Origin of the sequence: Streptomyces sp. (genome assembly GCF_031181705.1) — a bacterium.
Lineage (GTDB): Bacteria > Actinomycetota > Actinomycetes > Streptomycetales > Streptomycetaceae > Streptomyces.
This window is the reverse complement of record NZ_JAPSKN010000169.1, coordinates 1-10874: the sequence shown is the minus strand read 5'-3', so window position 1 is coordinate 10874 and position 10874 is coordinate 1. Positions and strand designations below refer to the sequence as shown.

The window sequence follows — 10874 nt, the reverse complement described above, 5'->3', positions numbered from 1 at the left end:
GGACCTGAGGGCGTGCCGGATGGGTGACCGCTGTTCCCTGTGGAGCTGATGACGAGGACGGGGCACAGCGGCTCCCGGGCCGCGCTGATCCACCAGCACATGACCAGCGATCGGGACCGAGCCGTCGCCGACCCACTTGGCACCATGATCCGAGAGGGTGAGGAGAGAACCTCCCGGCCTGGGACAGGTAATGGCCTTGCTGTCATGGTCGAAGCCAGCGATGCTGGGCCGATGCCAGGGCAGCGCAGAAGAAGGCGTCAGCAGCAGAACGATGCACAGCGGGCTGCTGCTCGCTTCGCACCGGACGCGGGTCGCTGGAAGGTGCTCTTCGAAACCCAGGACGAGGCGGAATGGCACGCTCATATCCGCCGTCTCCGAGCGTCGGACACGCAGATCGACTGGACAGCGGTGCGAGTCGACAGGCTCTGTGGGCGCCAGACACAACCGACCACCTTTCGGCTGAGCCTCTTCGTACCGAACGCCCTGCCCCATCCGGACCAGAACTTCTCCACGTAGTGGCACGCGTGTGGCACGTCTATGGCACGGCGCCGGAAACGGCGAAGGGCCAGCCCGGGAGGAAACCTCTCCTGAGCTGGCCCTTTGCTCTGTGCCCCCGGCAGGATTCGAACCTGCGACACCCGCTTTAGGAGAGCGGTGCTCTATCCCCTGAGCTACGAAGGCAGTGGCAGCGGACGCGCGGTGCGGCGGCGTGCCTGTGGTCCGGGAAAGACCACAGGCGTCAGCGTACCGGATCGCGGTCGGGCGGGTGTGGGGGTCAGGTCAGGGGGACGTGGGTGAAGCGGGACGCCGTGTGGAGGTCGGACTCGATGCGGGTGGCCGTGGCCGTCAGTTCGGGGAGGAGGTCCGTGACGCACTCGTGCCGGGAGCGGCGGCTCGCGTGCATCGCCGTGCTCAGGGCCGCCACCACCCTGCCCTCGCGGTTGCGGACCGGGACCGCCAGGGAGCGCAGGCCCTCCTCCAGCTCCTCGTCCACCAAGGCGTGGCCCTGGGCGTGGACCGCGGTGCCGGCGTCCGCCAGGAGGACCCGGCCCGAGGCCGTCGCGTGGGCCGGGAGCCGCGTGCCCACCGGGATGTTCACGCTCATCACCCGGCCCGTCGCCACCCTCGCCGTGTACCGGATCTCCTCGCCCGAATCCGACAGCACCGCCAGTGCCGTCGACTCGTGGATGCGGGACGCCAGGGCGGCCAGGTGCGGCTGGGCGATCTCCGGGAGGGTCGTGCGGGAGAGGGGTGGGAAGCCGAGGGAGAGCACCCGGGGGGTGAGGGAGAAGGTGCGGTCGGAGGCGGTCACCAGGCCCAGGTGCTCGTAGGTGATCAGGGCCCGGCGTGCCGTCGCCCTGGACAGGCCCGTCGCCCGGGCCACCTCCGTGAGGGTCGGCTCCGGCCTGCCCTCGCCGAACGCCGCGAGGACCGTCAGGCCCCGCGCCAGGGACTCGATGAAGTCGCGGCCGAGCTGCAGTTTGGAGGCGCCGGTCCACACTGCCAGGTCGGCGGGGGGCCGGCCGGGTTCCGGGGGTGGGGTGCGGTGGAGCTCCTCTTCCATCTCCGCCACCGCCGACCGCAGCCTCGGCAGCAGGTTCGTCCGCAGACCGTCGGCGGTGTGGCGGCTCGTGTGGCTGACCACGCTCGCCACGCACGCGATCTCCCGGCCCGCTCCCCGGACCGGGACCGAGAGCGCCACCAGGCCCGGTTCGATCAGCTGGTCGTCCAGGGCCCAGCCGTTCGCCGCCGCCTCCTCCGTGCGGCGGACGAAGTCCTGGTCGTACGCCGCGCCGGTCCCCCTCCTGCGGGGCGGTACGGCCGTGAAGGACAGGTCCCCGGGATCCGCGGCCCTGCGCTCGCGCCAGCGCTGCCAGTCCGCCGCCGTCCACTCGGTCGCGAACAGCGGGCCCGGGGCCGTGCGTTCGGCCGGGAGCAGGTCACCGATGCGGAAGCTGAGGGACATCGCGCGGCGGCGGGTCGCCTGGTGGACGAAGCGGATGCCGTCGCGGTCGGCTACCGCCAGGGAGACCGACTCGTCCAGTTCGTCGGCCAGGGCGTCCGCGGCGGGGGAGAGGAGGGAGGGCAGGCGCAGGGCGGCCAGGTAGGCGTTGCCCAGTTCCATCAGGCGGAGCGCCAGGAAGACGTCCCGGCCGTCGACCCGGACGTAGCCCATGCGGGCGAGCGTGGCCGTGATGCGGTCGACCGTGGAGCGGGCCAGGCCGGTGGCGCGTTCCAGGGCGCTCAGGCTCAGTGTGCCGTTCGCGTCGGTCAGTTCGCGCAGTACCGCGACGCCGCGGATGAGTGGCGTGACCGCCTCCGCCGGGGCGGCGGCACCGGCCCACCCTCGGTGCGGCACGCGCGAGGTGTCCACAGGTGCGGTTCCCCGGGTGTCCGTGGCCCCTGCCCGCGTGCCCTTCTCGTCGGCCGGTGGGGCGGACCCCTCGGGGGGCTGGGGCGTGGGCTTCGGTGGCATCGGCTCTCCGGTACGGCGGTCGGGGCAGGCCCACCGTAATCGCGCACCGCGTGGCCGGCGTCGAGGGGGCGCGCTGCCTGTCGTACGTACCCCTAGCTCCGCCGCGCCTGCTCCTCCCGCGTCACCCGTACCCGGTGGTTGCCCTCCGCGTCCACGCCCGTCACCTCGATCGTGACGCCCCCGCGCGCGTCCCGGAAGGTCTCCCCGGGGACGAAGGGCGCGTCGGACAGTTCCGCGTGGACGTTGGGGGCGCGGGTGCAGCCGCCGCTGTCGGGGCGGGAGTCGTGGACCGTGACCGGGCCCCTGCCCGTGTCGACCTCCGCGTCGACCTTGTAGACCAGCACGCCCGGACGGCACACCGTCTCGTCGTTGCCGCCGCGCGTACGCAACTCCAGGGCGTAACCGGTCCGGGAGTCCAACGGCACGACGACCAGCTTGGAGCCGCCCGCGCGGGCCAGCGGGGTCAGGGTGTACTCGGCCGGGCCGGAGGACGTCGCGCAGTGCACCTGGGTCGCGTCCAGCCAGCCGAGCTTCCACTTGTGCCAGCCGAGGAAGTCGTTGTTGGCGCCCCAGTCCTCGCTCATGATGTCCCAGTGCCCGACCGCGCCCCCGCCCTCGGCGGTGTACAGGTCGGGCAGGCCGAAGACGTGGCCGTTCTCGTGGGGGAGGACGCGGTAGCCGGTGCGGTGGTACGAGCCGGAGCCGTCGTCCTGGCGGGAGTAGACGAACGAGGCGTTGGCCACGGCGGTGCCGTCGGCTCTCGGGGCGTCGGGGTTGCCGGCGAAGGTGACGGACAGGACCGTGTCCAGGGCGGAGGGGCCGGCGTTCGGGGTGACCAGGACGTTCAGCAGGTCGTAGTCGCCGAAGTCCACCTTCGGGTCGGCCGCCGCGACGAGGTCCTGGACCAGTGCGCGGTAGCCGGGCTCGAAGGGGGCCCCGCGCTCTATGCCGTACTCGCGGAACGACTTCGGCATCCGCAGCCATCCGGGGACGGGGGTCTCGGGGCGGTAGTCCAGGCGGCCGTAGGAGCTGGTGCGGAACCAGTCGCGGGTCTGCGGGAAGAACTCCCGGAAGCGGTCCCGGGCGCTGCCCTCGCCGGGGGCGTCCGAGAAGTCGATCATCAGGGTGAGGGCGCGGACGGTGCCGGTGGAGCGGGAGTAGCCCTCGGAGGTGGGGATGCCCTCGGACATCTGGACCTCGCGGGCGCCGCGTATCAGGCAGGGGGCGTGGGCGGAGGTGCGGGAGAGGGATATCGGGCCCGCGCCGGCCGCCGTGGGGCCCGGGGCGAGGTGGGCCGTGCCGGCCGAGGTGCTGACCGCGAAGGTCAGGGCGGACACGCAGACCAGGGCGGCCAGTCGCCGCCGGGGTATCCGGTGTCCCGGAGGGGCGCACGTGCCTGGTCGGCTCGGCCGGGGCCTCGGTGGGGGTGGCTGCATGTCGGGCACCTGCAGGGACCTCCCGCGCCACGGCAGCCTCCGGTCTCCGGCTGCACCCTTGCGCTCACCCTGCGTCGCGAGGTGCGGGGGCGCCCGTTGGGGAAGACCGATCGTGGGTTTCCGGTCAGTAGCCCCTGGCCACCGCGGGTGACGTGATCCAGGTCACAGATAATTTCCTCGTCGGCGGGAAATACCGGGGACCCACTCCCCGTTTAGCCATGTGTCCGCGCGAAACGGGGAGAGCTTCCCCGGATCGCAGACCGCAGAACACCACTGACCAGGAGTACGCCGTGCAGACCGCAACCCCCGTGCAGCGCAAGGCACCCCGGCCCCGCGCCGACGCCCTGCGCAACCGGGAGCGGATCGTCACCGCCGCCCGGGAGATGTTCGTCGAGCACGGCCCCGAGGTGCCGCTGGACGAGATCGCCCGCCGGGCCGGCGTCGGCAACGCCACGGTGTACCGCAACTTCCCGGACCGCGACGCGCTGGTCCGCGAGGTCGTCTGCTCCGTCATGGACCGGACGTCCGCCGCGGCCGAACTCGCGCTCGCCGAGACCGGCGACGCGTTCGAGGCGCTGGAGCGCTTCGTGCACGCCGCCGCCGACGAGCGGATCAGCGCGCTGTGCCCGATGGTCTCCAGCACCTTCGACAAGCACCACCCGGACCTGGAGGCCGCGCGCGAACGGGTCGAGCGGCTGGTCGCGGAGGTCATGGACCGGGCCAGGACGGCCGGTCAGCTCCGCTCCGACGTGGACGTCGGGGACGTGATGATCGCCGTGGCCCAGCTCAGCCGGCCCCCGGCCGGCACGGACTGCTTCCGTGCCGACCGCTTCGTCCACCGCCATCTCCAGCTGTTCCTGGACGGGCTGCGGGCTCCGGCCCGCTCCACCCTCCCGGGCGCGGCCGTGACTCTGGAGGACCTTCGCAAGCCCTGCCCGTCCTGACCGATTAGTTCAGCTCGTTCCAGCCGTCTGGAACACGGGCGACAGCCAGTCGTCTGAACACGGACGACAGTCCCCGCGGCCCGTCACCGTCGACGAGTCCGTACCTTTCGTCACCCTTTTTCCGTCACGAAGTCCCGAAGTGGGTATCCCCATGTCTGAAACAGCCGTCAAGGCCCCAAGCGTCCCGGACGCCAATCGCTGGAAAGCGCTCGTCTTCATCGCCCTCGCCCAGCTGATGGTCGTGCTCGACGCGACCATCGTGAACATCGCCCTGCCCTCCGCCCAGCAGGACCTCGGCATCTCCGACGGCAACCGGCAGTGGGTCGTCACGGCCTACGCCCTCGCCTTCGGCGGTCTGCTGCTGTTCGGCGGCCGGATAGCCGACCTGTGGGGCCGCAAGAAGGCCTTCGTCGTCGGCCTGGGCGGCTTCGCCGCGGCCTCCGCGCTCGGTGGCGCGGCCACCAACGAGGCCATGATGTTCGGCGCCCGCGCCCTCCAGGGCGTCTTCGGCGCCCTGCTCGCGCCCGCCGCGCTCTCCCTGCTGGCCGTGATGTTCACCGACGCCAAGGAGCGCGCCAAGGCGTTCGGCATCTACGGCGCGATCGCCGGTGGTGGCGGTGCCGTCGGCCTGATCCTGGGCGGCTTCCTCACCGAGTACCTGGACTGGCGCTGGACGTTCTTCGTGAACATCCCGTTCGCCATCATCGCCGCGGCCGGTGCCTACTTCGTCATCCGTGAGCCGGAGGGCGGCCGCAACCGCTCCCCGCTCGACGTCCCCGGCGTGATCCTGTCCACCCTCGGCCTGGTCGCCCTGGTCTACGGTTTCACCCGCGCCGAGTCGGAGGGCTGGAGCGACGCCGTGACCGTGGGCATGTTCGTCGCCTCGGTGGTGCTGCTGCTGGCCTTCGTGGTCGTCGAGTCCAGGGTCAAGGCCCCGCTGCTGCCGCTGCGCGTGGTCACCGAGCGCAACCGCGGGGGCATCTACCTCTCGCTCGGTCTCGCGATCATCGCGATGTTCGGCCTCTTCCTCTTCCTGACCTACTACCTGCAGATCGTGAAGGGCTACTCGCCGGTCAAGACCGGTTTCGCGTTCCTGCCGATGATCGCGGGCATGATCACGGGCTCCACCCAGATCGGCACCCGCCTGATGACCCGGGTCGCCCCGCGCCTGCTGATGGGCCCCGGCTTCCTGGTCGCCGCGCTCGGCATGCTGCTGCTGACCCAGCTGGAGATCGGCTCCTCGTACGCGGCCCTGCTGCTGCCGGCGATGGTGCTGCTCGGCCTCGGCATGGGTACGGCGTTCATGCCGGCCATGTCGCTGGCCACGCAGGGCGTCGAGCCCCGGGACTCCGGTGTCGCCTCCGCGATGGTCAACACCTCGCAGCAGGTGGGCGGCGCGATCGGCACGGCCCTGCTGAACACCATCGCCGCCTCGGCGACGACGTCCTACATCGCCGATCACATCGCGGGGGCGACCAGCCGGTCCCAGCAGCAGCTGGTCCAGCTGCAGGGCCAGGTGCAGGGCTACACCAGCGCCATCTGGTTCGCCGTCGGCATCCTCGTGGTGGCCGCCGCGATCGCCCTGACCCTCGTCAACGCCGGCCGCCCGAACATGAGCGCGGTGACCGGCTCCGACGCGGACGCGGCGGACGAGGTGCAGATCCCGGTCGTCGCCCACTGACGGCGGCTCCCACCCCTTCGGGCCCTCCTTGGGCACTTCGGGCCATCCGTGGACACGGGGAAGGGGACGCCCCGTACCCACGGAATCCAGGACCTGCCCCGGCTCAGCGGAGCCAGGGCAGGTCCGCACCCGCTTCGGCCGGCTGGAGTCCCTCGGCGATGATCCGCATGATCTCGCCGAGGGACTTCTGCTGTTCGGGGCTGAGCCGGTCGAAGACCGCCTGCCGCACGGCCTCCACATGGCCCGGCGCGGTCTGCCGCAGCACCTGGTGGCCCTCGTCGGTCAGAACGGCGAACTGGCCCCGCTTGTCGTCGGGGCAGTCCTCACGCCGCACCCAGCCGTTCTTCTCCAGACGCGCGATCGCGTGGGAGAGGCGGGAGCGGGTGATCTTCGCCAGCATCGCCAGCTCGGTCATCCGCAGCCGCCGCCGCGGCGCCTCGCCGAGCTTGACCAAAAGGCCGTAGTAGATGTGCGGCATGCCCGCGTCGCGCTGGAGCTGACGGTCGAGATGGTCGTCGAGGAGGGTGGCGCCCTCCATGAACGAGCGCCACACGCGCTGCTCCTCGTCGGTGAGCCAGCGCGGTTCCTGGGGCTCCGCGGTGGAGCCGGTTGCCGGTGCGGATGCGGGTGCCTTCATGGGTTCCACTCTACGCGGACTCTCCTTGAACTTTAAACAAGTGCGTCGTACAGTTTTCAAGTACCACGGACGGAAGGAGCAGCAGCATGTCCGCCGCCACTCAGGAGCGCATGCCCGCTCTGTACCTCAGCCACGGCGCCCCGCCCCTGGCGGACGACCCCGTCTGGCCCGGTGAGCTGGCCGCCTGGGCCGCGGCCCTGCCCCGCCCCCGGGCGATCCTGGTGGTCTCCGCGCACTGGGAGGAGGCCCCGCTCGCGCTCGGCGCCACCGAGACCGTCCCGCTCGTCTACGACTTCTGGGGCTTCCCGCAGCACTACTACGAGGTGACCTACGCCGCCCCCGGCGCGCCGGAGCTCGCCGCGTCCGTACGGAAGCTGCTGCGCGCCCCCGGCATGCCCGTCCAGGACGTCCCCGACCGGGGTCTCGACCACGGCGCGTACGTCCCGCTGGTCGAGATGTACCCGGGTGCGGACATCCCGGTCCTCCAGGTCTCCATGCCGACGCTCGACCCGGTCCGGCTGCTGGAGATCGGCCGCAGGCTCGCCCCGCTGCGGGACGAGGGCGTGCTGATCGTCGGCTCCGGCTTCTTCACCCACAACCTGGCAGCGCTCCGGCAGGGCGGCATCCCCGCCTGGTCGGCCGAGTTCGACGACTGGGGGCGGCGGGCGCTGGAGGCGCGGGACGTGGACGCCCTGCTCGACTTCACCCGCAAGTCGCCCGCCGGGCTGCTGGCCCACCCGCGCACCGAGCACTTCGCCCCGCTGTTCGTCACCATGGGCGCGGCCGACGCCACGGGGGAGCTGGACGCGCAGAAGTCGGTGATCGACGGATTCTGGATGGGGCTGGCGAAACGGTCGGTTCAGTTCGGCTGACCGCCCGGCAGCGGCTTCTCGTACCAGGCCACGTCCCAGTACCGCCCGAACTTGCGGCCCACCTCCCGGTAGGTGCCGACGTGCCGGAAGCCGAGACGCTCGTGCAGCCGGGTCGACGCCTCGTTGGGCTGGGCGATGCCCGCGTAGGCCCGGTGCAGGTCCTCGCCGGACAGGGCCTCGAAGAGCGCCTCGTACAGCAGGGTGCCGATGCCGCGGCGGCCGGCGTCCGGGGCGACGTAGACGGTCGTCTCCACGGAGGTCGCGTACGCCGGCTTGGGGCGGAACGGGCTGGACGTGACGTAGCCCAGCAGCTCCTGTGAGTCCCGGTCCGTGGCAACCATCAGGCGGTACGGCCCGTCTTCAGGGTGGGAGAGCAGCCAGGGGCGACGCTCCTCCGGAGTGAAGATCGCGGTGTCGAACGTGATCGCCGTCTTCCGTACGTAGTGGTTGTAGAGGGCTGTGAGAGCCGAGAGGTCCGCTTCGACTCCCGGTCTGACCTGCACCTCTGCATGCTCCGACGGCATCGCGTCTCCCTTCGGGCCGGACGGCGGCCCGACAGGGTACTGCATGATCAGAAAAATGGGGGGACCGGTTGGGAATTCTGTCCTGATTCCAGTCGTTGTTTCCATCGGATGCAGGGCACCCGAGGAGAGTCCGGAGAGAGTCCGGAAGACGGAGTCAGGCGTCCGAAGGACCACCCGCTGACCTCACATCGCAAGGGAGCACGCATGGCAACCCGTGCCGTCGCCCGTCGTCAGTCCGCCACCGGCGAGACGGCTGAAGCGGCAAGCAGTGTTCGCGCCCATGGCGGCGAGATCGCCGACCGCGACCTGGTCGGCATGTATCTCGACGAGATCGCGCGCACACCGCTGCTCGACGCGGCCAAGGAAGTCGAGCTGTCGCAGGTCATCGAGGCGGGTGTGTTCGCGAGGCAGGTCCTCGACGGGTACGAGGAGACCCACACGGACGCGACCCGCGAGGAGCTCGAAGCGCTGGTCGACGCCGCGGAGCGCGCCAAGGACGTGTTCATCCGCTCCAACCTCCGCCTGGTCGTCGCCGTCGCCCGCCGCTACCCCCGCAGCGGCCTGCCGCTGCTGGACCTGATCCAGGAGGGCAACGCCGGCCTGGTCCGCGCGGTCGAGAAGTTCGACTACCGCAAGGGCTTCAAGTTCTCCACGTACGCCACGTGGTGGATCCGCCAGGCCATCACCCGCTCGATAGCCGACCAGTCCCGCACGATCCGCCTGCCCGTCCACCTCGTGGAGGAGCTCGGCCGGATCCGCCGTGTGCAGCGCGAGTTCAACCGCGAGCACGGCCGGGACCCGGAGCCCGCGGAGATCGCCGCCGAGCTCGGCTCCACGCCGGAGCGCGTCACCGACGTGCTCGACTGGGCCCGTGACCCGGTCTCGCTGAACATGTCGGTGGACGACGAGGGCGAGACCCAGTTCGGCGACCTGCTGGAGGACACCTCGGCGGTGTCGCCCGAGCAGTCGGTGCTCACGCTGCTGCGCAGCGAGGAGCTCGACGACCTCATCGGCCGCCTCGACCAGCGCACGGCCTCCATCATCAAGATGCGCTACGGCATCGAGGACGGCCGCGAGCGCACGCTGACCGAGGTGGGCAAGGAGCACGGCCTGACCCGCGAGCGCATCCGGCAGATCGAGAAGCACGCGCTGCTGGAGCTGAAGAAGCTGGCCCGCAGCACCGGTTTCGACGCGGCGGCCTGACCCCGGCGATCACCGTCGACCGCCCCGGCGCACCACCCGTGGCCCCTGCGTGACGGGCTGTGTGCGCCCGGTGGTCACCGCGTACGCCGGGTGGCGAAAGACCGCGCAAACATGGCGTTGTAACGCCGCTTCAAGTGCCAGGGCGCCGGGAACAAGACTTCCGGGTCCACCAGTTCGGGTCCGGGGTCACGCCCCGGCCCGCAAAGCCAAGTCCCGCCGCACTCCCCCCGGCGCCGGGACTCTCCCAAGGCCGGGCTTCGGCGTCCCTCCCCCCGGACGCCGGGGCCCGGCTCTCTCTTTCGCGCCGCCGGCCCCCGCCGACACCGCGCTGGAGAGCGGGCCACCCCGTACCTGAACCACGGGGTGGCCCGCCAGATGGCAGATTGTGTCACATGGGCATAGCCTGCCGGGCGTGAGCAGCACCACCCCGACCCCGCAGGCCTCGCTGACCGAGCGGCGCAAGGCCGAGACACGCATGGAGATCGCCCGGGCGGCGGCCGGCCTCTTCGTGCGGCGCGGCCTGCGCGCCACCCGCGCGGAGGACATCGCCCAGACCGCCGGCATCGCCCCACGCACCTTCTACCGGTACTTCGCCACCAAGGAGGAGGCCGTCGCCCCGCTGTACGCGGCCGGTGCCCAGCGCTGGGTGGAGGCGGTCCGGGCCGCGCCGGCGGCGGTGGGCGTCGCGCAGGCCCTGGAGGACGGGGTCCGCCACACCCTCACCCCGGGCGTGGGCGTCTCCGCGTCCTCCTGGGAATGGGTCCGCACGCTCCTGCGCCTGGCCGCGGCCAACCCGTCGCTGCGCCGGGTGTGGGCGGAGGTGTGCCAGGACTCGGAGCGCATGCTGGGGGAGGCGCTGGCGGAACGGGTGACACGTGCCGGTGCCGTGGCGAGGGACGAGGGCGACAACGTTGCCGCCACCCCCGAACTGCGCTTCGCCGCCGCCGTCGCGAGTGCCGCCGTGCGGACCGCGCTGGAGGGGTGGGCCGAGGGAGACGGGCCGGTGGAGGGCCCGGGAAGCCCGGCAGAGCTGGCGCTGCGCAACCTCGCGGCGCTACGGAGCTTCCCGTTCGGTGCGTGACCCGACGGCTCGCCCCCGGC

Annotated in this window: 9 protein-coding genes and 1 tRNA gene; 5 read left to right on the top strand and 5 right to left on the bottom strand. The window is 71.8% G+C overall.

Translation table 11 applies throughout. From position 1 onward, the window contains the following. Positions 1-608: 608 nt before the first annotated feature. The 3 genes from RIN80_RS23990 to RIN80_RS23980 form a co-directional block, all read right to left on the bottom strand. Positions 609-681: transfer RNA gene (locus tag RIN80_RS23990), tRNA-Arg, on the bottom strand. Between the two features lie 94 nt (positions 682-775). Further along, positions 776-2476: an IclR family transcriptional regulator C-terminal domain-containing protein gene (locus RIN80_RS23985; protein ID WP_309097718.1), complete on the bottom strand. Its 1701-nt coding sequence runs from the start codon at positions 2474-2476 to the stop codon at positions 776-778. Positions 2477-2568: 92 nt separating this feature from the next. After that, a complete protein-coding gene (locus RIN80_RS23980) occupies positions 2569-3912 on the bottom strand; it encodes a M6 family metalloprotease domain-containing protein (protein WP_309097717.1) in 1344 nt (447 codons plus the stop codon). 290 nt (positions 3913-4202) lie between these two features. Between RIN80_RS23980 and RIN80_RS23975 the strand changes: the two genes are divergently transcribed. Together RIN80_RS23975 and RIN80_RS23970 are read left to right on the top strand one after the other, a co-directional pair. Further along, a complete protein-coding gene (locus tag RIN80_RS23975; protein WP_309097716.1) occupies positions 4203-4856 on the top strand; it encodes a helix-turn-helix domain-containing protein in 654 nt (217 codons plus the stop codon). Positions 4857-5007: 151 nt separating this feature from the next. After that, on the top strand, positions 5008-6537 hold the full coding sequence (locus tag RIN80_RS23970) for an MFS transporter (protein ID WP_309097715.1): 1530 nt from the start codon (positions 5008-5010) through the stop codon (positions 6535-6537). Positions 6538-6640: 103 nt separating this feature from the next. Here RIN80_RS23970 and RIN80_RS23965 read toward each other — a convergent pair whose 3' ends face one another. Beyond that, on the bottom strand, positions 6641-7174 hold the full coding sequence (locus RIN80_RS23965) for a MarR family transcriptional regulator (protein WP_309097714.1): 534 nt from the start codon (positions 7172-7174) through the stop codon (positions 6641-6643). Between the two features lie 86 nt (positions 7175-7260). Here RIN80_RS23965 and RIN80_RS23960 point away from each other — a divergent pair, with 86 nt between their 5' ends. Beyond that, positions 7261-8046: a class III extradiol ring-cleavage dioxygenase gene (locus tag RIN80_RS23960; RefSeq protein ID WP_309097713.1), complete on the top strand. Its 786-nt coding sequence runs from the start codon at positions 7261-7263 to the stop codon at positions 8044-8046. On the opposite strand, the gene RIN80_RS23955 is transcribed toward RIN80_RS23960, so the two are convergent. Continuing rightward, positions 8034-8570 (bottom strand): N-acetyltransferase family protein, encoded by a 537-nt coding sequence (locus tag RIN80_RS23955; RefSeq protein ID WP_309097712.1) that lies wholly within the window; start codon positions 8568-8570, stop codon positions 8034-8036. The two genes, RIN80_RS23960 and RIN80_RS23955, sit on opposite strands and share 13 nt — an antisense overlap. A 204-nt stretch (positions 8571-8774) precedes the next feature. On the opposite strand from RIN80_RS23955, the gene RIN80_RS23950 reads away from it, so the two are divergent. Both RIN80_RS23950 and RIN80_RS23945 read left to right on the top strand, forming a co-directional pair. Beyond that, entirely contained in the window at positions 8775-9773 is a 999-nt protein-coding gene (locus tag RIN80_RS23950) for a sigma-70 family RNA polymerase sigma factor (RefSeq protein ID WP_309097711.1), read from the top strand. Positions 9774-10185: 412 nt separating this feature from the next. Then, the gene (locus RIN80_RS23945; RefSeq protein WP_375141792.1) at positions 10186-10854 is read left to right on the top strand and encodes a TetR/AcrR family transcriptional regulator; all 669 of its coding nucleotides are present in this window, start codon (positions 10186-10188) and stop codon (positions 10852-10854) included. Positions 10855-10874: the final 20 nt, after the last annotated feature.